17 protein-coding genes and 1 pseudogene are annotated in these 22115 nt (G+C 71.1%); 8 read left to right on the forward strand and 10 right to left on the reverse strand.

Annotated features, from left to right (window positions below):
* Positions 1-51: 51 nt before the first annotated feature.
* The 4 genes from AC07F0_RS25010 to AC07F0_RS25025 all read right to left on the reverse strand — a co-directional run bounded on the left by AC07F0_RS25010 (position 52) and on the right by AC07F0_RS25025 (position 6842).
* Entirely contained in the window at positions 52-3909 is a 3858-nt protein-coding gene (locus AC07F0_RS25010) for a multifunctional oxoglutarate decarboxylase/oxoglutarate dehydrogenase thiamine pyrophosphate-binding subunit/dihydrolipoyllysine-residue succinyltransferase subunit (protein ID WP_478981999.1), read from the reverse strand.
* Positions 3910-4190: 281 nt separating this feature from the next.
* On the reverse strand, positions 4191-5303 hold the full coding sequence (locus AC07F0_RS25015; RefSeq protein ID WP_467368430.1) for a HAMP domain-containing sensor histidine kinase: 1113 nt from the start codon (positions 5301-5303) through the stop codon (positions 4191-4193).
* A complete protein-coding gene (locus AC07F0_RS25020; RefSeq protein WP_010040369.1) occupies positions 5300-6040 on the reverse strand; it encodes a response regulator transcription factor in 741 nt (246 codons plus the stop codon). Before AC07F0_RS25020 ends, AC07F0_RS25015 begins: the two co-directional genes overlap by 4 nt.
* Before the next feature lie 124 nt (positions 6041-6164).
* The gene (locus tag AC07F0_RS25025; RefSeq protein ID WP_478982001.1) at positions 6165-6842 is read right to left on the reverse strand and encodes a spermine/spermidine synthase domain-containing protein; all 678 of its coding nucleotides are present in this window, start codon (positions 6840-6842) and stop codon (positions 6165-6167) included.
* Positions 6843-7013: 171 nt separating this feature from the next.
* On the opposite strand from AC07F0_RS25025, the gene AC07F0_RS25030 reads away from it, so the two are divergent.
* Positions 7014-7832 (forward strand): rhomboid-like protein, encoded by an 819-nt coding sequence (locus AC07F0_RS25030; protein ID WP_478982003.1) that lies wholly within the window; start codon positions 7014-7016, stop codon positions 7830-7832.
* A 12-nt stretch (positions 7833-7844) separates the two neighbouring features.
* Here AC07F0_RS25030 and AC07F0_RS25035 read toward each other — a convergent pair whose 3' ends face one another.
* Positions 7845-8492, reverse strand: a complete 648-nt coding sequence (locus AC07F0_RS25035; RefSeq protein WP_478982005.1) for a GNAT family N-acetyltransferase — start codon at positions 8490-8492, stop codon at positions 7845-7847.
* A gap of 175 nt (positions 8493-8667) precedes the next feature.
* On the opposite strand from AC07F0_RS25035, the gene lon reads away from it, so the two are divergent.
* Positions 8668-11082, forward strand: a complete 2415-nt coding sequence (lon, locus tag AC07F0_RS25040) for an endopeptidase La (protein ID WP_478982007.1) — start codon at positions 8668-8670, stop codon at positions 11080-11082.
* A gap of 174 nt (positions 11083-11256) precedes the next feature.
* On the forward strand, positions 11257-11748 hold the full coding sequence (locus tag AC07F0_RS25045) for a MarR family winged helix-turn-helix transcriptional regulator (RefSeq protein WP_436730761.1): 492 nt from the start codon (positions 11257-11259) through the stop codon (positions 11746-11748).
* Positions 11749-11781: 33 nt separating this feature from the next.
* On the opposite strand, the gene AC07F0_RS25050 is transcribed toward AC07F0_RS25045, so the two are convergent.
* Positions 11782-12567, reverse strand: a complete 786-nt coding sequence (locus AC07F0_RS25050; RefSeq protein ID WP_478982008.1) for a protein phosphatase 2C domain-containing protein — start codon at positions 12565-12567, stop codon at positions 11782-11784.
* A gap of 356 nt (positions 12568-12923) precedes the next feature.
* Here AC07F0_RS25050 and AC07F0_RS25055 point away from each other — a divergent pair, with 356 nt between their 5' ends.
* Genes AC07F0_RS25055 through AC07F0_RS25075 form a run of 5 tightly spaced genes read left to right on the forward strand, consistent with a single transcriptional unit; the run spans position 12924 to position 18584 of the window.
* Positions 12924-15740, forward strand: coding sequence for a sensor histidine kinase (locus tag AC07F0_RS25055; protein WP_478982010.1), 2817 nt, complete (start codon positions 12924-12926; stop codon positions 15738-15740).
* Positions 15737-16261, forward strand: coding sequence for a roadblock/LC7 domain-containing protein (locus AC07F0_RS25060; RefSeq protein ID WP_478982012.1), 525 nt, complete (start codon positions 15737-15739; stop codon positions 16259-16261). The genes AC07F0_RS25055 and AC07F0_RS25060 overlap by 4 nt, the downstream gene beginning before the upstream one ends.
* Positions 16258-16680 (forward strand): DUF742 domain-containing protein, encoded by a 423-nt coding sequence (locus tag AC07F0_RS25065; RefSeq protein ID WP_478982014.1) that lies wholly within the window; start codon positions 16258-16260, stop codon positions 16678-16680. The genes AC07F0_RS25060 and AC07F0_RS25065 overlap by 4 nt, the downstream gene beginning before the upstream one ends.
* Positions 16661-17308, forward strand: a complete 648-nt coding sequence (locus AC07F0_RS25070) for a GTP-binding protein (protein ID WP_478982016.1) — start codon at positions 16661-16663, stop codon at positions 17306-17308. The genes AC07F0_RS25065 and AC07F0_RS25070 overlap by 20 nt, the downstream gene beginning before the upstream one ends.
* A 13-nt stretch (positions 17309-17321) precedes the next feature.
* Positions 17322-18584 carry a styrene monooxygenase/indole monooxygenase family protein gene (locus AC07F0_RS25075; protein WP_478982018.1) on the forward strand — a complete coding sequence of 421 codons (1263 nt, stop codon included), beginning with the start codon at positions 17322-17324 and terminating at the stop codon, positions 18582-18584.
* On the opposite strand, the pseudogene AC07F0_RS25080 reads toward AC07F0_RS25075, so the two are convergent.
* The 4 genes and pseudogenes from AC07F0_RS25080 to AC07F0_RS25095 all read right to left on the reverse strand — a co-directional run bounded on the left by AC07F0_RS25080 (position 18548) and on the right by AC07F0_RS25095 (position 22061).
* Positions 18548-19810, reverse strand: a pseudogene (locus tag AC07F0_RS25080) (C40 family peptidase). The gene AC07F0_RS25075 and the pseudogene AC07F0_RS25080 sit on opposite strands and share 37 nt — an antisense overlap.
* A 106-nt stretch (positions 19811-19916) precedes the next feature.
* Entirely contained in the window at positions 19917-20216 is a 300-nt protein-coding gene (locus AC07F0_RS25085; protein WP_478982020.1) for a hypothetical protein, read from the reverse strand.
* Positions 20217-20226: 10 nt separating this feature from the next.
* Complete coding sequence (locus AC07F0_RS25090) at positions 20227-20880, reverse strand: TetR/AcrR family transcriptional regulator (protein WP_478982021.1); 654 nt, start codon at positions 20878-20880, stop codon at positions 20227-20229.
* Between the two features lie 242 nt (positions 20881-21122).
* Positions 21123-22061, reverse strand: a complete 939-nt coding sequence (locus tag AC07F0_RS25095; RefSeq protein WP_010040330.1) for an AurF N-oxygenase family protein — start codon at positions 22059-22061, stop codon at positions 21123-21125.
* Positions 22062-22115: the final 54 nt, after the last annotated feature.

The following is a 22115-nucleotide window of genomic DNA, read 5'->3' on the forward strand; positions in this document are numbered from 1 at the left end:
GGGACGCATGTTCCCGGGGCCGGGCCTTGCTACGAGCCGGTGTTCAGTGGCTCACGCGTCGAACACCTCACGCACCAGCTGCTCCTGCTCGGCCTGGTGCCGCTTCGCGGAACCGACCGCCGGGGACGAGCTGTGCGGGCGCGAGATGCGGCGCAGGCGCTCGCCGTGCGGGACGTCCGCGCCGACCGCCAGGTCCAGGTGGTCGATCAGGTTGAGCGCGATGAACGGCCAGGCACCCTGGTTCGCCGGCTCCTCCTGGGCCCACAGGTACTTCTCGGCGTTCGGGTACTTCTTGATCTCCGCCTGGAGCTCGGCACCCGGCAGCGGGTACAGGCGCTCGATGCGGATGATCGCCGTGTCGGTGACGCCGCGCTTCTGACGCTCGGCCTCCAGGTCGTAGTAGACCTTGCCGGCGCAGAAGACGACCTTCTTGACCGCGGTCGCGTCCACCGTCGGGTCGCCGATGACCGGCTGGAACTGCCCGGTCGTGAACTCCTCCGCCTTCGAGGCCGCCGCCTTCAGGCGCAGCATCGACTTCGGCGTGAAGACCACCAGCGGCTTGTGGTGCGGGTTGTGCACCTGCCACCGCAGGAGGTGGAAGTAGTTCGACGGCGACGTCGGCATGGCGACCGTCATGTTGTTCTGGGCGCACATCTGGAGGAAGCGCTCCGGGCGGGCCGAGGAGTGGTCCGGGCCCTGGCCCTCGTAGCCGTGCGGGAGGAGCAGGACGACGCCGGAGGTCTGGGCCCACTTCTGCTCGGCCGACGAGATGAACTCGTCCACGACCGTCTGCGCGCCGTTGACGAAGTCGCCGAACTGCGCCTCCCACATCACGAGCGCCTCGGGGCGGGCCAGCGAGTAGCCGTACTCGAAGCCCATCGCCGCGTACTCGGAGAGGAGGGAGTTGTAGACGTTGAGCCGGGCCTGGTCCTCGGAGAGGTACTGCAGCGGCGTGTACTCGTCGCCCGTGCTGCGGTCGATGATGACCGCGTGGCGCTGGCCGAACGTACCGCGCTGCGAGTCCTGGCCGGCCAGGCGGACCGGGACGCCCTCCAGCAGGAGGGAGCCGATCGCGAGGGTCTCGCCCATGCCCCAGTCGATGGTGCCGTCCTCGACCATCGACGCCCGGCGCTGCAGCTGCGGCAGCAGACGCGGGTGGACGGTGATGTGGTCGGGGATGTTGACCTGGGACTCGGCGATCCGCTTGACGACCTCCGTGGTCACCGCGGTGTTCACGGCGACCGGGAACTCGGCCTGCGGGTCCGACGGCTCGACCGTGGCCGGCTGGGAGGTGGCCTCGCGGACCTCGGTGAAGACCTTCTCCAGCTGGCCCTGGTAGTCCTGCAGCGCCTGCTCGGCCTCCTCCAGGGTGATGTCGCCGCGACCGATGAGGGACTCGGTGTAGAGCTTGCGCACCGAGCGCTTCTTGTCGATCAGGTCGTACATCAGGGGCTGGGTGAAGGCCGGGTTGTCCGACTCGTTGTGACCGCGGCGGCGGTAGCAGATGAGGTCGATCACCACGTCCTTGTTGAACGCCTGGCGGAACTCGAAGGCGAGCCGCGCGACGCGGACGACGGCCTCGGGGTCGTCGCCGTTCACGTGGAAGATCGGGGCCTCGATCATGCGGGCCACGTCCGTCGCGTACATGGAGGAGCGCGAGGACTCGGGGGCCGCGGTGAAGCCGACCTGGTTGTTGATGACGATGTGGACCGTGCCGCCGGTGCGGTAGCCGCGCAGCTGCGACATGTTCAGGGTCTCGGCCACCACGCCCTGGCCCGCGAAGGCCGCGTCGCCGTGGATCGCCACCGGCAGGACCGTGAAGTCCGTGCCGCCCTTGCCGATGATGTCCTGCTTGGCGCGGGAGACGCCCTCCAGGACCGGGTCCACCGCCTCCAGGTGCGACGGGTTCGCGACCAGGCTGACCTTGATCTGCTCGCCGTCGAGGCCCGTGAAGGTGCCCTCGGCGCCCAGGTGGTACTTCACGTCGCCGGAGCCGTGCATCGACTTCGGGTCGAGGTTGCCCTCGAACTCGCGGAAGATCTGGGCGTACGACTTGCCGACGATGTTGGCGAGGACGTTCAGGCGGCCGCGGTGGGCCATGCCGATGACGACCTCGTCCAGGCGGGACTCGGCGGCCGAGTCCAGCACCGCGTCCAGCAGCGGGATGACGGACTCGCCGCCTTCCAGGCTGAAGCGCTTCTGGCCGACGTACTTGGTCTGCAGGAAGGTCTCGAACGCCTCCGCGGCGTTCAGGCGGCGCAGGATGCGCAGCTGCTCCTCGCGCTCCGGCTTGGAGTGCGGGCGCTCCACCCGGTCCTGGATCCACTTGCGCTGCTTGGGGTCCTGGATGTGCATGAACTCGATGCCGGTGGTGCGGCAGTACGAGTCGCGCAGCACACCGAGGATGTCGCGCAGCTTCATCATCGACTTGCCGGCGAAGCCGCCGACGGCGAACTCGCGCTCCAGGTCCCACAGGGTGAGGCCGTGCTCGGTGATGTCCAGGTCGGGGTGCTTGCGCTGCTGGTACTCCAGCGGGTCGGTGTCGGCCATGACGTGGCCGCGGACCCGGTAGGAGTGGATCAGCTCGAAGACACGGGCGGCCTTCGTGACGTCGTCGTCGTGGCTCGCGTCGATGTCCTTGAGCCAGCGGACCGGCTCGTAGGGGATGCGCAGCGCCTCGAAGATCTCGTCGTAGAAATTGTTCTCGCCGAGCAGGAGGTTCGCGACCTGGCGGAGGAACTCGCCGGAGGCGGCGCCCTGGATCACCCGGTGGTCGTAGGTCGACGTGAGCGTCATGACCTTCGAGATGCCGAGCTTGTTCAGGGTGTCCTGGGAGGTGCCCTGGAACTCCGCCGGGTAGTCCATGGAGCCGACGCCCATGATCACGGACTGGCCGGGCATCAGACGCGGCACCGAGTGGACCGTGCCGAGACCGCCGGGGTTGGTCAGGGAGACCGTGACCCCGGAGAAGTCGTCCATCGTCAGCTTGCCGTCGCGGGCGCGGCGGACGATGTCCTCGTAGGCCTGCCAGAACTCGAAGAAGTTCAGCGTCTCGGCCTTCTTGATCGCCGCGACGACCAGCTGGCGGTCGCCGTTCGGCTTGACCAGGTCGATGGCGAGACCGAGGTTGACGTGCTCCGGCTTGACCAGGGTCGGCTTGCCGTCCACCTTCGCGAACGAGTAGTTCATCGCCGGCATCGCCTTGATGGCCTGGACCATCGCGTAGCCGATGAGGTGCGTGAAGGAGATCTTCCCGCCGCGCGCCCGCTTGAGGTGGTTGTTGATGACGATGCGGTTGTCGAACAGCAGCTTCACCGGGACCGCGCGCACGGACGTGGCCGTGGGCAGCTCCAGGGAGGCGTCCATGTTCTTCGCGACCGCGGCGGCGGGGCCGCGCAGCACGACCTGCTCGGGACCCGAGGGGGCCTCACCGGCGGGCTCGGCCTTCGGCTTCGCGGCGGCGGGCTTGGCGGCCGGGGCGGCCTTCGCCTGAGCCGGTGCCTGGGCCTGAGCCGGGGCCTGCGCGGCGGGCTTCGCCTGGGCGGGAGCCGGCGCGGCGGCCGCGGGCTTCGAGGCCGCCGGGGCGGGGGCCGCAGCCTGGGCGGGGGCGGGCTGGGCCGCCGGCTGAGCGGATGGGGGTCCCCCCGCGCGAGTGGATTCGAGCGTGGGGGAGGTCCCCGCGGCCCCCGCGGCCGCGGTACCCGCCGGAGCCGAGGCGGCAGCGGCGCCCGGCTTGTAGTCGGCGAAGAAGTCCCACCAGGCTCGGTCTACGGAATTCGGGTCCTGGAGGTACTGCTGATAGATCTCGTCGACGAGCCACTCGTTGGCACCGAACGACGTGGCAGGGTTCTTCCCCGCTTGGTCGGTGTCGGTCGAGATGCTCGAGTTACTGGGGGACTGTGGCGACACGGCGGCAACCGCCCTCTTCCGCTTCACAAGATGATGGACAGCGGGAATCAAGGCTACGCCCCCAGGACGGGGTAGGTCAGGTCGGGCCCGTTCAACGTCGCGCAAGTCACATCTTGAAGTGTGTTTCGGGGCTTGAAATGGCGGGAAACAAGCGTGGTTCCGCTTAAAGAGGGAAGGGCGGGGCAGGGCCTCATACGCCGACGGCGCGGGCCTGTGCCTGATCACACGTGTCCGTCAGTGCGGACGCCCGTGGATCTTGTGGCTCCGCTTCGAACTTTACGTCAACTTGGCACAGATGGAAGGCCTGGAAGAGTGACAAGAATCCGGCAACCCCGCTCGGATTCGGCCACTCCGATCCGCCCGCCGTGCAGATCCACCGCCCAGCGCGCGATGGCCAGGCCGAGACCCGTACCGCCGTCGCTCCCCGGCCCCTGCGGCCGCTTGACGTTGCCGCGGTTGAACCGCTCGAAGACGCGGTGCCACTCGGACTTCGGAATGCCGGGGCCCTCGTCCAGGACCTCCAGCTCCAGCGACTCCGGCAGCACGCCGCGCCGCGCCTTGACCGTCACACGGCCGTGCGGCGGGCTGTGCTTGACCGCGTTGTCGATGAGGTTGGCCACGACCTGGTGGATGCGCTCCGGGTCGGCGTGCGCGGTCAGCTCCGGCGGGTGCACGTCGAGGTGCAGATGGACGTCCGTACGGGTGTGACTGCCCGAGCCCGTGGCGATGCCCGCGCGCACGGAGGCGACCATGTTGGCCTCCTTCAGCACGCCGGACAGATACGGCCACACCTCGAACCGCCGCTGCTTCAGCGGTACGACGCCGTTGTCCAGCCGGGACAGGTCCAGCAGCGTCTCCACCAGGCGGCCGAGCCGCTCGGTCTGCTTCAGCGCCGTGCGCATCGTCTCCGGGTCGGCCTGCGTGACGCCGTCGACGATGTTCTCCAGCACCGCGCGCAGTCCCGCGATGGGCGTGCGCAGCTCGTGCGAGACATTCGCCACGAGTTCCTTGCGCTGGCTGTCCTGGGCCTCCAGCTCGTCGGCCATGGCGTTGATCGTCACGGCCAGGTCGCCCAGCTCGTCACGGCGGTTCTCCCGCGTCCGGCGGGTGTAGTCGCCCTGCGAGATGGAACGGGCCACGGCCGTCATCTCGTCCAGCGGTGCGGTGAGCGAATGGGCCACGAACTGCGTAATGAGCAGCGTGGCGATCATCGAGAAGACCGTGATGAAGCGCAGCTCCGTCTTCGTGTGCACCGCGATCACCGACAGGCCCGTGGTGATCAGCACCGAGATGACGACCAGCGCGCCCAGCTTGGTCTTGATCGAGAACGGGCTCACCCCGCCCCAGGGTTCCGGCTCCCGGGGGTTTCTCCGTGCGGCCGGCCCGCCGCTCATGGCGTCGGGGTCTCCAGGGCGTAGCCGACGCCGTGCACCGTACGGATCCGCTCTGCGCCGATCTTCCGGCGCAGCGCCTTGATGTGGCTGTCGACCGTGCGGGTGCCGGAGGCGTCCGCCCAGTCCCAGACCTCGGCGAGCAGCTGCTCGCGGGAGAGCACCGCGCGCGGGGTATTCGCCAGGCACACGAGGAGATCGAACTCGGTGGGCGTGAGGTGAACATCCTCACTGCGCACCCGGACCCGGCGCTGCGCGTGGTCGATCTCCAGCTCGCCGAGGCGCAGGATCCCGCTGCGCGGCGTCGCGGCGGCCAGCGCGGCCCGCTCCACGCGGCGCAGCAGCACGTGCACACGCGCCGCCAGCTCCCGCATCGAGAACGGCTTCGTCATGTAGTCGTCGGCGCCGACGCCGAGCCCGACCAGCATGTCGGTCTCGTCGTCGCGCGCGGTGAGCATCAGCACCGGCACCGGCCGGGCGGCCTGCACCCGTCGGCAGACCTCCAGACCGTCGAAGCCCGGCAGCATGATGTCGAGGATCAGCAGGTCGGGCTGCCAGGCCTCGGCCGTGTCGACGGCGGCCGGACCGTCACCCGCTGTTTGCACGAGGAATCCCTCGGCTCGCAGGCGGGTCGCGATGGCGTCCACGATCGTGGCGTCGTCCTCGACGACGAGAACCCGGCGCTGTGCGCCCGGTGTAGCCGTCGCCGAACCGTTGTGGGAGGTGTGTGTCTGCTCCATCGCCCGCCCCTGGGGTGTGCTTTCCGGAATCAGTGGGGTGATTCCTCGGTCTGCGCATGGTTGCGATTGACGCTTGAATGATCGGCGTCAGAGGAGCAGCGTACGGGGAGTCAGCACACCTTTGCTATCCAGGGCTGATGCCGAGGTGCACGACGTCCGGAACGCCCCGGGCAACCGGGATCTCTTCGGTACGCACCTGCTGGAACCCGACATTCCGCAGGGTTTCTTCGAATTCCGGAGAGGGCTGGGCGGACCAGACGGCGAGCACTCCGCCGGGCCTCAACACCCGTACGCAGCTTGCCAGTCCGGCCTCTCCGTAGAGAATTTCGTTGCCCTCCGTGACGGTCCAGCCGGGTCCGTTGTCGATGTCGAGGCACAGGGCGTCGTACGTGTCGGATGTCTCATTGACGTAGGCCACGAGATCGGCTTCGACGATTTCCGTGCGGGGGTCGGCGAGGGCCTCGGCGGAGAACGCGGAGAGCGGGCCGTCGCGATGCCATTCGACAATCGCGCGCTCGCGTTCCACGACCGTGATCCCGCCCCAGCGCGGGTTCGCCGCCGCGTGGGCGAGGGAGAAGCCGACGCCGAGTCCGCCGATCAGCACCTCCGGGCGGTCCCGGCCGGTCAGTGCGTCCAGGGCCGCGTCGACCAGCCGCCGCTCCGAGCGGCCGTCCGAGGTGTCCATCAGGAAACAGCCGTTCGCGATGATCTCCAGTCGGCCGCCGTGCCGTCGCAGCACGACCTCGCCGTGCGGACCCTCGCGACGGTCCAGCACGAGGGGGGTGTCGTTCGAGGTGGGCATCCGATCATCCTGGCAGGTGAGGGGCGTCCGGCGCCAAGCATTACGGAGCGGCCCCCAGGGACGCCGTGCGCTGCTGTCGGGTTGCTGTGAATCGGGTCTGGCGTGACGCCCGTCACAGACAGGGGCCGGAGGTGCGCGAAGGGTGGGACATGACGGAAGGAGCGCCCCGCCGTGGATCGCACCGCGCCGGCCGACCAGACGGCCACGCCGACGCCTTCGAGTGCGCCCGTTTCCGACGTGCCGGCGCTGCTGGACGGGGTGCCGCGGCAGCGGGCCGGCGGCCGGGTGCCGTGCGCGACCGTGGGTCCGGGTGTACAGGAGTCCGCTCCGGTGGAGAAGCCCCGGCTTCGGGCACCGCGGGTCTGGCGGCTGTTCCCCTCTCCCACGGGTACGCCGTTCACGTTCGGGTACGGGATCGTCCTCTGCCTGACCTCGCTGTTCTCCGCGTACGCGGACCCCGCCCTGGTGCACGCCCTGCTCCAGGGCTCCAGTACGGACGTGGCGCACCTGGTGCGGACGCCGGAGCTGGTGCTGGTCGGTAGTGCGCTGTGGCTGGCGGGCGGGGTGGCCTCGCCGTTCGCGATCGGGTTCGTGCTCGTGCTGACCGCGCTGGAACGGCGGATCGGCGGCCTGCGCACGGCCGGTGTCTTCCTGCTCGGGCACGTCCTCGCGACCCTGGCGACCGAGGTCCCGGTCGGGCTCGCGGTGCTGGCCGGGCAGCTCCCCGAGAGCTCGCTGCACCGCCTCGACTACGGCGTCAGCTTCGGCGTCGCCGCCGGCACCGGCGCCCTGGCCGGACTGCTGCCGCTCTGGCTGCGGGTGCCGCTGCTGGCCGGCTTCGGCGGGATGCTGCTCCAGGACCTGCTCGCCCTCACCGACCCGTTGACGAACTGGGGGCACCTGATCGCCCTGGCCATCGGCATGGCGACCTGGCCGGTGCTCCGGCGGTGGCGGGGCCGTACCGGCTCGCTCGGAGCGGCCCGGCGCTGAAGGCGCGGCCCTTCAGGGCCGCGGGTCGTGCTTCGCGCTGGTGAGCAGGGCCACCACCTCCCAGCCCAGCGCCTCGTACAGCCCTCGCCCCGCGGGCGTACCGGCGAGCACGCCGGTGCGTGCCCCCTGCCGAACGGCGGCGCTCTGCAACGTCCGCATGACGAGGCTGCCGAGTCCCTTGCGGCGATGCTCCGGCGCCGTCTCGATCTGGTCGGCGACGGCGGTGGCGCCGGTCGGGGCGATCTGCCCGCGCGCCGCCAGCGAACCGTCCGGCGCGGCCACCATCACACGCGTCACTCCGCCGCGCGACCAGCTGCGCAGCCGGTAGCCGTCGGGCACGTCCGGAGCATCCGCCGGGGTCAGCGGGACGGTCATCAGGTAGCCGGGCTCCGGGTCGATCCACCAGCTGTCGTCCAGCCAGCCGGCGACCACCGACGGGTCCCGGAAGGCCTTCAGCCAGACCCCGGCCCCGGTCACCGCGCCGGCCACCTTGCGGACGGCCGTCTCGTCGAGGTCGTCGCCGGTCGCGCCGAACACGTGCCGTGTGACGTGTCCGTTCATCCCCATGTCGATCGTGCAGCCCCACGGCTCCGTCATGGGCGGAGCGGCCCCGCGCGACACGACCCACCCGTCCACCCACGCCTGCACGGTCCGGTCCACGCCGCCCCCTGGTAATAGGTGCCTGCCGCATTCGTCTGTTACGTCGCTGACTCTACGGCCGCAGTCGCCCCTGGCGTCACGGTTGATCGCTCACAGCGAACGGCGGGTGGGGAACATCCGGCAGCTCCCGAGCATTGAGTCGGCATAGCTCAACTTGACTGCCGAAGGGGAGATCATGGCTTCGACGTCCACACCGCTCACCCTGCCCGTGCTGCCGCTCGACGACGAGGTCGTCCTGCCCGGGATGGTGGTCCCGCTGGACCTGAGCGACTCCGAGGTCCGTGCCGCGGTGGAGGCCGCACAGGCCGCTGCTCGGACAACGCCCGGAAAGCCCCGGGTACTCCTGGTGCCGCGCATCGACGGCACGTACGCCGGCACCGGTGTCCTCGGCACCGTCGAGCAGGTGGGCCGGCTGGCCGACGGCGATCCGGGCGCGCTGATCCGCGGCCGGAGCCGGGTGAGGATCGGTGCGGGGACCACGGGTCCCGGCGCGGCCCTCTGGGTCGAGGGCACCAGCGTCGACGAATCCGTCCCGGAGCCGCTGCCCGGGCAGGTCACCGAACTGGTCAAGGAGTACAAGGCCCTCGCCACCGCCTGGCTGCGCAAGCGCGGCGCCTGGCAGGTCGTCGACCGGGTGCAGGCCATCGACGACGTCTCGGCGCTTGCCGACAACTCCGGCTACTCGCCGTTCCTGACCACCGACCAGAAGGTCGAGCTGCTGGAGACCGCCGACCCGGTGGCCCGGCTGAAGCTCGCCACCCAGCAGCTGCGCGACCACCTCGCCGAGCAGGACGTGGCCGAGTCCATCGCCAAGGACGTCCAGGAAGGCGTCGACAAGCAGCAGCGCGAGTTCCTGCTGCGGCGCCAGCTCGAAGCGGTCCGCAAGGAGCTGCGCGAGCTGAACGGCGAGCAGGAGGGCGAGGAGTCCGACGACTACCGCTCCCGGGTGGAGGCCGCCGACCTGCCCGAGAAGGTCCGGGAGGCCGCGCTCAAGGAGGTCGACAAGCTGGAGCGGTCCTCCGACCAGTCGCCCGAGGGCTCCTGGATCCGCACCTGGCTCGACACGGTCCTGGAGATGCCGTGGAACGAGCGCACCGAGGACGCGTACGACATCCAGGGCGCACAGGCCGTCCTCGACGCCGAGCACTCCGGCCTTCAGGACGTGAAGGAGCGGATCACCGAGTACCTGGCGGTGCGCAAGCGGCGTACCGAAAGGGGACTGGGCGTGGTCGGCGGGCGGCGCGGCGGTGCCGTTCTCGCGCTCGTGGGGCCGCCCGGCGTCGGCAAGACCAGCCTGGGCGAGTCCGTCGCCCACGCGATGGGGCGCAAGTTCGTGCGCGTCGCCCTCGGCGGTGTGCGCGACGAGGCCGAGATCCGCGGTCACCGGCGTACGTACGTCGGTGCCCTGCCCGGCCGGGTCGTCCGCGCCATCAAGGAGGCCGGGTCGATGAACCCGGTCGTGCTGCTCGACGAGATCGACAAGGTGGGCTCGGACTTCCGGGGCGACCCGGCCGCGGCCCTGCTCGAAGTGCTCGACCCGGCGCAGAACCACACCTTCCGGGACCACTACCTGGAGGTCGAGCTGGACCTGTCGGACGTGGTCTTCCTCGCGACCGCCAACGTCCTGGAGGCGATCCCGGAGGCGCTGGCCGACCGGATGGAGATCGTCCGCCTGGACGGCTACACCGAGGACGAGAAGGTCGTCATCGCCCGCGACCACCTGCTCCCGCGCCAGCTGGAGCGGGCGGGGCTCGACAAGGACGAGGTGGCCATCGACGAGGGCGCGCTGCGCAAGCTCGCAGGCGAGTACACGCGCGAGGCGGGCGTGCGCAACCTGGAGCGGTCGATCGCACGGCTGCTGCGCAAGGTCGCGGCCCAGCACGAACTGGGTGAGCGGGAGCTGCCGTTCACCGTCCGGGACGAGGACCTGCGTTCTCTGATCGGACGTCCGCACCACGTGCCCGAGTCCGCCCAGGACCCGGCCGAGCGCCGGACGTCCGTACCGGGCGTGGCGACGGGCCTCGCGGTGACGGGTGCCGGCGGTGACGTGCTGTACGTCGAGGCGTCGCTGGCCGACCCCGAGACGGGAGCGGCCGGGCTGACCCTGACCGGGCAGCTGGGGGACGTGATGAAGGAGTCCGCGCAGATCGCGCTGAGCTTCCTGCGCTCGCGCGGTGCCGAGCTGGAACTGCCGGTGGGCGATCTGAAGGACCGGGGCGTGCACATCCACTTCCCGGCGGGCGCGGTCCCCAAGGACGGCCCCAGCGCCGGCGTCACGATGACCACGGCCCTCGCCTCGCTCCTGTCCGGCCGTCTGGTCCGCACGGACGTGGCCATGACCGGCGAGGTCTCGCTGACCGGCCGGGTCCTGCCGATCGGCGGCGTGAAGCAGAAGCTGCTGGCAGCCCACCGCGCCGGGGTCACCACCGTGATCATCCCCAAGCGCAACGAACCCGACCTGGACGACGTCCCGGCGGAGGTGCTGGACACGCTCGACGTCCACACCGTCACCGACGTCCGCCAGGTCCTTGAGCTGGCGCTGGCGCCCGCCACGGCGGATGCGGCGCCGGAGGTTCCGGTGGCCGCGTGACGGAGGTCATCGGATGAGGGAAGGCCCGGGTCCCGTGAGGGAGGCCCGGGCCTTCACCGTGTGGCGGCCCTGTGGACGCACACCCCGTGACCTGCGGAATACTTGCCGAACTGCGGCGACGGCCGCACATGGCGGAAAATGCAGGTAGCGGGCGACAACCGAGGCGGGGCTCACGTGCACGAGGACGGCAACGACGACGGACACCGGGACCCCTCCCTGGCCGGAACCGGTGTGGATCAGACTGCCTTTCTGGCGCTGGAGCGGGAGCTGACCGTGCTGCTGCGGCGGGCCCGGGCCAGTCAGGGTGAGATGGCCCGGGAGGTCCACCCCGACCTGGAGTCGTCCGCGTACGGCCTGCTCGTACGGCTGGACGAGTGCGGCAAGCAGCGGGCCACCGAGCTCGCCGCCTACATCGGCGTCGGCAAGGCCACGATGTCCCGCCAGCTGCGCGCCCTGGAGGACCTGGGCCTGATCGCCCGCGAGCCCGACCCCGCCGACGGACGCGCCTGGCTGGTCGCCCTCACCCGGGAGGGCCACGACCGGGTCCGCCGGGTGCGCGAGGCCCGCCGCGCCCGCTACGCCGGCCGCCTGGCCGACTGGGACACCCGCGAGGTCACGGAACTGGCCCGGCTGCTGCACCAGCTCAACCGCGGCATGGAGAAGTAGCACCCAGCGCTCGCTGTGACAGCGGCCGGCTGTTCAGAACTCGGCGTACACGACCGTCGCGTCGTCGTGCGTCTTGCTCCGGCCCAGGAACGACCTGGCCGAATCCGCCCGCTCCAGCGTCCGCACCCGGTCCACCAGCGCCTGCGGTCCCTCCTTGCGCAGGAGGTGGAAGCAGTCCGTCCAGTCGCCCTCCGCGAACCGCTCCACCCAGCGGGCGGCGCCGTCCGTCAGGGCGGCCAGTGCACGCACCTCGCGCCGGGGCAGGGTGCCGGTCACCGCGCGCCGGGCCACCGAGGGATCGGCCGCCGCCGTGAAGAAGCCGTTCTCCCGGTTGCGGAGCGTGGAGTCCACCAGCGCGTCCGTGGCCAGGGCCGAGCGGGGGAGAAGGGCCAGCCGGTCGTCCAGCAAGGGCGTCACCACACCGTCCGGGGACTCCACGAGGAGCGCCGAGTCCGACAGGACCAGGTACTCGACCGCCCCCGGGGACCAGCGGGCCACGACCACCGTGGCCTGAGGTGTGCGGGGGTGAGAAAGGTCACAGGTTGAGGCGTGTGCCTCGGCGGTACGCGCGATGGCGCGGGACAAGGCGTCGACCAGGGGAACATCCGGGAGTGAAACGGTCAGTTCGGTCAGGGCTCCGCCGAGGCGCGCGGTGAACCAGGGGACGGAATGCAGACAACCCGTCCCGCCCTTCGGTGGGGTGACACCGTCCAGGACGACGACCGAACCGCCCTGCCCGGAGGCCGGTAGTCCGACACTGGCGAAGTCCTCGTTGGGGCGGTCCGCGTCTCCCGGTTCCGAGGCGAGTTCAGTACGCATCCAGCCAGTCTGCACGAGCCCTTCACAAGGTCCGCAAAACGCTGGCAAAGGTTGCCGGACCGGTGCCGTCGTGCAGGTCAGACGCCCTGTTTGGGCTGGAATGATTTGTTCCGGGAAGGCGTGGTGGCGAATACTGCCACCGCCCGCGCGCGGCGTCCAACCGGCCTGCCGCGCAAGGCCGCTGCAAGGGCCAGCGGAACTTGCCCCCCAACTCTCCTCCGGGGTTCACTCCTTCGGGTGGCGGGTCAGGTGATGCACGTGCGCTGCCCACCGGCGCTGGGAGGGTCGGGAAGTGTACCTGGAGTACGCACCAGTTGACGGAGCGTCATCCGGGCCCATGAGTTCACGAGTCAGGAATGCGAGCACCGGTGCAGATGTCGCGGCCTCGTCGCACAGGCAAGCAGACGGCCCCCGTTCAGGGCGCTGAGCCGACGCCCCCCACCGGCAAGGGCCGCCCCACCCATGTACGCAACCGGCTCATCGTCGCCGTGGCCGTGGTCGCCGCGGCCATCGCCGGTGCGGGTACCCCGTCCGTCCTCGCCGCCTCCGGGCAACTCCACGACTCACAGGAGCTCGTGACGCTCGCCGAGCAGACGCAGGACGCCCTCACCCTCGCGCACTCCCTCGCCGACGAGCGCGACGACGTCACCTCCTACATCGCGGCCGGCCGCCCCAAGTCCAAGGCGCCCTCCGAGCAGCGCAGCGCCCGCGTGGACCGGCAGGTCGAGGAGCTGCGGGGCGACACCGACACATCCGCCTCGCTCCGCTCCGGCCTCGACGAGATCGCGGCCGTACGCCGGGCGGCGCTCACCGGCAAGAGCAACGCCCTCGAAGCGCACCAGGCGTACTCCGCCGCCATCACCGAACTCCACCGGCTCGCCGAGCAGCTGGCGCAGCAGACGCCGCCGCGCGCGGGCTCCGGCGGACAGGCCCTGGCCGAGCTGGACTCCGCCGTGCAGCAGGCCGCCGCGGCCCGGGGGCTGCTGCTCGCCGCCCTCAGCGTGCCGCGCGGCACCGAGACGGTCATCGACCCGGTCACCGGCCTGCCGACCGAGACCTCCTCGGACGCCGACACCCGGCAGCGCGACGCCCTGAGCGCCGCAGCCCAGCAGGCCCGGCTGCGCTCCGACGCGGCCCTGGCCGACTTCCGCGACACCGCGCCCAAGGCGGCCCGCGCCTCGTTCGACAACACGGTCACCGGCACCGAGGTCAACTCCGCCGAGAAGTACCTCGCCACGCTCACCGACCAGCCGACCCTCTCGAGCGGCGAACGCTCCACCAACGCCCGGAAGCTGGACACGGCCCTCTCCGCGCGGGTCGACCTGATGCGCGGCGTGGAGTCCGCCCTCTACGACCGCCGCACCAAGGACCTGGAGCTGCTGCGTGACGACGACGTCACGGCGCTGGAGATCCGCATCGCCGTCCTCGGTGCCCTGATGCTGCTCGCCGTCGGCGTCGCCACGGGCATGGCCCGCAGCCTCACACGCCCCCTCGCGGTCCTGCGCCTGGGCTCGAAGCGGCTGGCCGAGGCGGAGGTCCCGGCGGCCGAGGAACCCGTCAAGTTCACCGGCCGCAACGACGAGTTCGCCCAGGTCGTCCGCTCCGTCAACGCCCTGCACGCACACACCGTCGCCCTCACCGAGCGGATCGCCACGCTGGAGTCCGACCGCAAGCACCTCGTCGGCCAGCGCCAGAAGATGGCCGACGCCCGCGAGGAACTGCGCGGCGAACTCGCCGAGTCCGCCGCCCAGCTGGAGCGGCTGCGCACGGCCATCGGCGGTACGTTCGTCAACCTCGCGCTGCGCACCCTCGGGCTGGTCGAGCGGCAACTGGCCGTCATCGAGAACCTGGAGGAGCGCGAGCAGGACCCGGACCGCCTCGCCACGCTGTTCAAGCTCGACCACTTCGCCACGGTCATGCGCCGGCACAGCGAGAACCTCCTCGTCCTCGCCGGCACCGAGCACGTCCAGCACGCCGCCGGGCCCGTGCCGCTCGTGGACGTCGTCCGCGCGGCGGTCAGCGAGATCGAGCGGTACGAGCGGGTCCGGATCGCCGCGCTGCCGCCGCACGCGCACATCGCCGGGTTCGCCGCGGACGACCTGTCCCACCTGCTGGCCGAACTCCTGGAGAACGCCACCTCGTTCTCGCCACCCGACCTGCCCGTCGAGATCTCCGGCTGGCTGCTGGAGAACGGCGAGGTCATGCTCTCCGTCCAGGACGAGGGCATCGGCATGGCCGAGGACCGGCTGGAGCGCCTGAACGCCCGCCTCGCCGACTTCGACCCGGAGGCGCCGTACGACCAGGAGGGCGAGGACGGTCTCGGTCTCGGCCTGTACGTCGTGGCCCGCCTCGCCCACCGGCACGGTGTGCGCGTGCAGTTGCGCGAGCAGAAGCAGGGCGGTGTCGCGGCGGTCGTCGTCCTGCCCCGCGCCCTGCTGGCGGCGGCGCCGGCGGCGGCCGTCCCGGCTTCCGGCCCGCACTCCGGCACCGGCCACACCGTCGCGTTCCCCGGCGCCGACGCCGAGGCCAACTCCAACGTCCTGCACGGCCGCGCGGGCAACGGGGACCCGCTGGTGGCGCTGGCGGAGAAGGCGGTACGGCGCGAGGAGGTCGCCGCGCACACGGAGGCCGCCGGGCATCCGGAACCGGCGGAAGCGGCGGAGCCGGCCGCCCCGGCGGCAGAGGTGACGGCACCCGCGGAGACCCTTGCCGAGACCACGATGGAGCTGCTGGCCCCGATCCCGCAGGACGAGCCGGCCCCGGCGGGGCACGAGCCCGCGGCCGGCGACGCCGCGGCCGCCCCGCAGGGGCCGTCCGCAGGCGACGAGGAAACCCGCACGGGGGGTGCGGGTGGGAACCACGATGCCGAAGGCGAGGCCGAGGCGGAGACCGACGTGGAGCACGAACGCGTCACCGACAAGGGCCTCCCCAAGCGCACACCCAAGATCACCGCTCCGGCCACCGCCCCGCGCCAGCGCGGCGGCTCCGTGGACGCCGAAGCCCTCCGCCGCCGCCTCGGCGGCTTCCGGCAGGGCGCCCAGGCCGGCTACCGCGAGGTGGAGGCGGAGATCGCCGAGAAGACGGCCTCGCACAAGCGGCCGGACACCGGCGCGTCAGAACCAGCTGAAGCCGAAGAAGCCACGGGGGGCACAGTCGAGGAGGCAAGCAGTTGACCGCTCCCAGTACCTTCGGACTGATCGGACTGAGCAGTGAGGCCCGCAACCTGCACTGGCTGCTGACCAACCTGGTCGAGGAGGTTCCCGGCATCCTCTCGGTCGCGGTCGTCTCGTCCGACGGACTGCTTCTGCTGTCCTCCGACGACCACCGAAACCAGCAGGCCCGGGAGGCTCTCCAGGGCCGCGGGGCCAGGAAGAGCGGCCCGCGCGGCTCCGCCGCCGACCTGGCCACCATCGTCTCCGGCATCGGCAGCCTCACCGTCGGCGCCGCGAAGCTGATGGACTTCGGCGGGGTCCGGCACACGATGGTCGCGATGGACGAGGGCAGCCTGTTCGTGATGTCCATCAGCGACGGCTCGCTGCTCGGCGTCCACGGCTCCGCGGACTGCGACATGAGCGTGGTCGCGTACCACATGGCCCTGTTCGTGGGCCGCGCCGGTCACGTCCTGACGCCCGAGCTCCGCAGCGAACTGCGGAAATCCCTGGAGGATTCCCAGACGACGGGGAGTGCACGATGAGCAGTACGCCCAGGCAGCAGCTCCCGGTCCGCGGCGGTGACCGCAAACCCGCCCGGGTCCGCCCCTACTCGCTCACCGGCGGCCGCACCCGCTTCGGCCACGTCCTCCTCGTGGAGACGTTCGTGGCGAGCACCGCCGCGCTGGACGCCCCGGAAGAGCGCAAGGAACTGGCGAACGGCAACCTCTCCACCCGCGTGATGCCGGAGCTGCGGGCCATCGTCGAACTGTGCCGCCGGATGCGTACGGTGGCCGAGATCGCCGCGCTGCTGAAGATGCCGCTCGGCGTGGTCCGCGTGCTCCTCAGCGACCTCGCGGACCAGGGAAAGATCCGTGTGTACGGGACGGGCACCGGCCATGGCACGGGCCGCCCGGATCGAGCTCTGCTGGAAAGGGTGCTGAGTGGACTCCGTCGTCTCTGACGCCGCTCACGGCGTCGCTGGTACATCCCCGTTCGCCCAGCCCGGCGAGAGCATGCACGCCTGGGAGACGGACCGCACCCGTGCCCCCATCGCCACGAAGATCGTGGTGGCGGGCGGCTTCGGCGTGGGCAAGACCACGCTGGTCACCGCCGTCTCGGAGATCACGCCCCTGCAGACCGAGGCGCTGATGACCGAGGCGAGCGAGGCCACCGACGACCTCACCGCCACGCCGGGCAAGACCACCACCACGGTCGCCATGGACTTCGGGCGCATCACGCTCGACGACGACCTGGTGCTGTACCTGTTCGGCACGCCCGGCCAGCAGCGGTTCTGGTTCATGTGGGACGACATCGTGCGCGGCGCGATCGGCGCCGTCGTCATGGCCGACACCCGCCGTCTGAAGGACTGCTTCCCGGTCCTGGACTACTTCGAGAGTTCCGGACTGCCGTACGTGGTCGCGGTCAACCACTTCGACGGCAGCGAGCTCTTCGAGCCGGAGGACGTGCGGGAGGCCTTGACCATCCCGCGACACATACCTGTCATGATCATGGACGCGCGTCGCCGGATCTCCGTGATCGAGACCCTCCTGGCCCTGGTGGGCCACGCGCTCGACGAAACCCCCGAGTAGAGGACAACCCCGCATGCGGAAGATACTCGTCGTCGGAGCCGGTCAGTCCGGGCTCCAGATCGCTCTCGGCCTCCAGTCGCAGGGGTACGAGGTCACCCTGATGTCCAACCGGACGGCGGACGAGATCCGCACCGGCCGGGTCATGTCGACGCAGTGCATGTTCCACACGGCACTCCAGCACGAGCGCGATCTCCAGCTGAACTTCTGGGAGTCCCAGGCCCCGAAGATCGAAGCACTCGGCGTCTCCGTCGCCGCCCCCGGCTCCTGGGCCGAGGGCCCCGCGGCCCGTGCGATCGACTGGCTGGGCAGGCTCGACGGGTACGCCCAGTCGATCGACCAGCGCGTGAAGATGGCCGGCTGGATGGAGACGTTCGCCCAGCGCGGCGGGCAGCTCGTCATCCACGGCGCGGCCGTCGGCGACCTCGACTACTTCGCCCGGACGTACGACCTGGTGCTCGTCGCGGCCGGCAAGGGCGAGCTGGTGCAGATGTTCGCCCGGGATCCCGAGCGGTCCCCCTACAGCGAGCCGCAGCGCGCGCTGGCCGTGTCGTACGTCCACGGCCTGGGCCCGCGCCCCGAGCACCCCGACACCGAAGGGGTCCGCTGCAACCTCGTGCCGGGCGTCGGCGAACTGTTCGTCATGCCCTGCCTTACCACCTCCGGTCGCGCCGACATCCTGTTCTGGGAGGGCATACCCGGCGGCCCGCTCGACGTCTTCAACGGCGTCAAGGACCCGGCGGAGCACCTCTCCCTGACCCTGGAACTAATGGAGCGGTACGTCCCCTGGGAGTACGCGCGGGCCACCAGGGTCGAACTGACCGACGCCGGCGGCACGCTGGCCGGCCGCTACGCCCCCACCGTCCGCAACCCCGTCGGCCGCCTCCCCGGCGGCGGGCTCGTGCTGGGGGTGGCGGACGTCGTCGTCGCGAACGACCCGATCACCGGCCAGGGCTCCAACTCCGCGTCGAAGTGCGCGGCCGCCTACCTCGCCTCGATCGTCGAGCGCGGCGACAAGCCGTTCGACGAGGAGTGGATGCGGGCCACCTTCGACCGCTACTGGGCCACCGCGCAGCACGTCACCAAGTGGACCAACGCGATGCTCGCACCGCCGCCGGAGCACATCCTGAACCTGATCGGCGCCGCCGGTGAGCTCCAGCCGGTCGCCGACCGGTTCGCCAACGGCTTCAACGACCCGGCCGACTTCGAGAACTTCTTCTACGACCCGGAGAAGACGCAGGCCTACCTCGTCGAGGTGTCCGGCGCGGGCGCCGCGTAGGTCCCTTCCCTGTCGCAGCCCTCGTATCACTCGTCCGACCCGTCCGTGGCGCCCTCGGGGAGCTCCGGTGGCTCTTAGCGCCGCAGGGGCTTCCCGTCCGGGTCCGGGCGTACGGCGCCCAGGACCGGGTTGGCCGCGATCGGTGACACCTTCACCTTCGCGCCCGGCCGGGGCGCCTGTACGACCATGCCGTCGCCGAGGTACAGCGCCACGTGCGTGGCCTCGGTGAAGTACACGACGAGGTCCCCCGGCCGCAGCTCCGGGAGCGGGATCCGCTGCAGCCGCTTCCACTGCTCCTGGCTGGTCCGGGGGATGGGTGTCCCGGCCTCCGCCCAGGCCCGCGAGGTCAGGCCCGAGCTGTCGTACGACTCCGGGCCGTGTGCGCCCCACTCGTAGGGCTTGCCGAGCTGCCGCACGGCGTAGCGCACGGCGCGGTCGCCCCCGGCGGACGGTTTGCGGACGCCGTTGTCGGTGTTGTTCCTGCTGTTCTTGTTCTTGTTCTTGCGCTTGCTCCCGCTCTTGCTGTCGTCGCCGTTGGTGACGCCGCTGAGCGCGCCGGACGCGATGAACTTCTGCTGTGCCTTGGCGACGCCCTCCTTCTCGAACTCCGCGAGGGCGGTGAGCTGGTCGCGGCTGAGGGAGGCGAGCAGCTCCTCGATGTCGTGGAGCCGTTCCAGGACCTCGTCCCGTTCCTTCTTCCGCCGCTCGGTGAGGGAGAGCTGATCGTCGAGGGCCTTGCGGGCCTTGCGGGCCAGGTCCCGGGCCTTGCGTTCGTCGCCGGTCAGTCGGCCGACGATGCCGGCCCGTTCTCGCGCCAGCCTGCCGATCACACGGCTCTGGTCGATCGCGTGCTGCGGGTCGCGGGCCAGGAGCAGGCGTACGTACGGGGAGATGTCGGTGCTGCTCTGGTACTGCTGCCGGGCCAGACGGCCGGCCGCGCCCCGGCTGTCGTGCAGGGAGAGCCGGGTGCGGGCGAGGGCGCGGTCCAGACGGTCGGTCTCGGCGCGCTGCTTCTTCAGTTTCTCCTCGGTGGCGTTGTAGGCCTCGGTGGCCTGTTCCGCCTTGCGGTACAGCTGCTGAAGGTCCGTCAGGAGGTCGGAGACGGCGGCGGGGTCTTGCCCGAGGTCGGATTCCGGTTCCGGGGCAGCCGTGGCGGGGACGGGAGCGAGGACGGTTGCTGCTGCCACCGCCGCCGTGCAGACCAGGCGCAGAAGGCTTCCTGACATGCCATCACCTCCGTTGCTGGGCGGCCTGTTCGCCGCCGGACACCGTGAGGATCAGGCGTGTGCGCGAGGTGCGCGCGGTGGGTGTGCGCGGTTCGGCGCAACGGGGTCACCCGTCGGCGTCGTCCCGCTTGCCGGGCGGCGTGGCGTCTGGCTTCGACCAGGGCCAGTTGAGCCGGCGGGCCGGTGCGCCCTCGGGGGCGTACTCGTACTTCCAGCGGTGGGTCAGTCCGACCCGGCCCTGGCCCCGGGGTGCGCGGCGGTAGACCAGGACGGTGGGCGGACCGCCGGCGGGGTCCGGGACGGGGATGCGGTACGTCTTGGGCGGGTGGCCGGTGATGCCGAGCAGGACGGGCAGGACCCTGCCGTCCATGGGGCCGCCCTCGAAGGGGGTGTCTTCGCTCTTCACGGGACCAGTGTCAGACTTCCTCGGCGAGGGCCACGACCAGGGCGTCGGTCTGCGGGTCGCGGCGGGCGGTCACCGTCAGCATGGCCAAGAACTGCTCGACGAGCCAGTCGCGCAGGTCCTCGGCGGGGGGCTGCTTGTCCTCGTCGAGCCAGATGAGCGACGACGCCTCGACGGCGGTGATCCACATCCGGACGGTCATCCGCAGGCGGGCGCCGGGCTCGGTGACCTCCATGTGCCGGAAGATGTGCTCGGCGGCGGCGCGGCGTACGCCGTCGACGATGGCGGTCGTCCGTGAGGTCTCGACGACGCTGCCGCCCTGGAGGAGGGCACTGAAGCCGGCGTCGTGCTTGTTGACGAAGGCCAGGTAGCGGTCGAGGGCGCGGGACAGGCGGGGGAGCAGGGGGCCCTCGCGGGGTTCGTCGAAGCAGTGCCGCAGCTCGTCGGCGGCGGAGCGGAGGGCGGCCTCGTACAGCTGCTGCTTGCCGCCCGGGAAGTACCGGTAGACCAGGGGCCGCGACACCCCGGCCGCCTCCGCCACGTCGTCCAGGGAGACGTCCTCCGGGGCGCGGTGCGCGAAGAGCGACAGCGCGGCGGTGATCAGCTGACTACGACGTTCCTCGACACTGAGGCGCCGGTAGGCGGGGGTGGGGGCGGCTGGTGTCATGACACGCAGCGTAACCGGGGGTGCGGGGTGCCTGCGGCGGCCTGTGGCCGGTTCGGTGGGGGTGCGCGTTGCGCCCGCGGTCGGCTGGTGGTTCGGGGCCGCGTCGGGGGGTGTCCGTCCTCGGAACGGCGCGACGGGGTTGCGTACCGACCGACTCCCCCTTGACGCGCCAATCGCTGCGGGCGGACACCCTCCCCGGCCCGTCCCCTTCTCTCCGTGCCCGGGTGCGGGTGCTTGTGCTCCTAGGCCAGCAGCCCCGACGACTTCCACAGCCGCCGTCCGACTCCGCGCAGTACCCCGATGTCGTCGAGGAAGTCCGTCAGCCGCTTGGAGCCGGTCTGCATGACCTCGCGGCGGTGTCCGCTCGCTCGTACCTGTGCGAGGGCCTCTCGCTGGTCCAGGCCGACGTTCGTGTAGACCTCGGGGTTCACGAACGCCACCGAGAACACGCGGGCGAACTCCCCGGAGGTGATGCGGGTGAACTCCTGGGACCACTTGGGGGCCGTCACCATCTGGCGGCGGAGTTCCTCGCGGGCGTAGCGGACGTGGCGGGCCTCCTCCACCACGTGGATGCGGGTGACGCCGCGGATGAGGGGCTGGACCCGCTCGTCGGGGAACGTCAGGCGCTGCATCCAGTCGAGGACCTCCTCGCCGAGGAGCGTCGCCGTGAAGGAACCCGGAGTGGTCGAGATGGTCTTGAACAGGCGGCCCAGGTGCTGGTGGACGCGGCTGACCGGGTACCAGGGCGTGCCGCCGTGGGATATCAGCCGGGCGAACATCTTGGAGTGGCGGCACTCGTCCTCGATCTCGGTGAGGGCGTAGCGCACGTGCGCGCTCGTCGCGGCCTTGTCGTAGATGTGGCGGACCAGGAGCTGCATCAGGATGATCTCGAACCAGATGCCGAGGGAGGCGAGGGCCGCCGCCTCGTGCTGGGAGAGCAGGATGCGCTGCTCCTCGCTCATCCGCTTCCACAGCGGGGTGTCGTAGAGCGACACCAGCTCCGGCGGCCAGAACCACTTGCCCTCCTCGAAGGGCGCGTCCCAGTCCAGTTCCTTGTCCGGGTCGAAGGAGTGCTTGGCGGAGGAGTCGAGCAGCCGCTGGGCCACCTGCTCCCGGTCCTTGAGCAGGCCCAGGGCATCGCGCAGGCCGTCGAGCGCGTCGGCTTCCGTCAGGGTCGTCATGGCTGCCCACCTCGTTGTGCACACGTCACTGTCCCCCCTTATGAGACTGCCTGT

This window comes from Streptomyces sp. NPDC045955 (assembly GCF_056430805.1).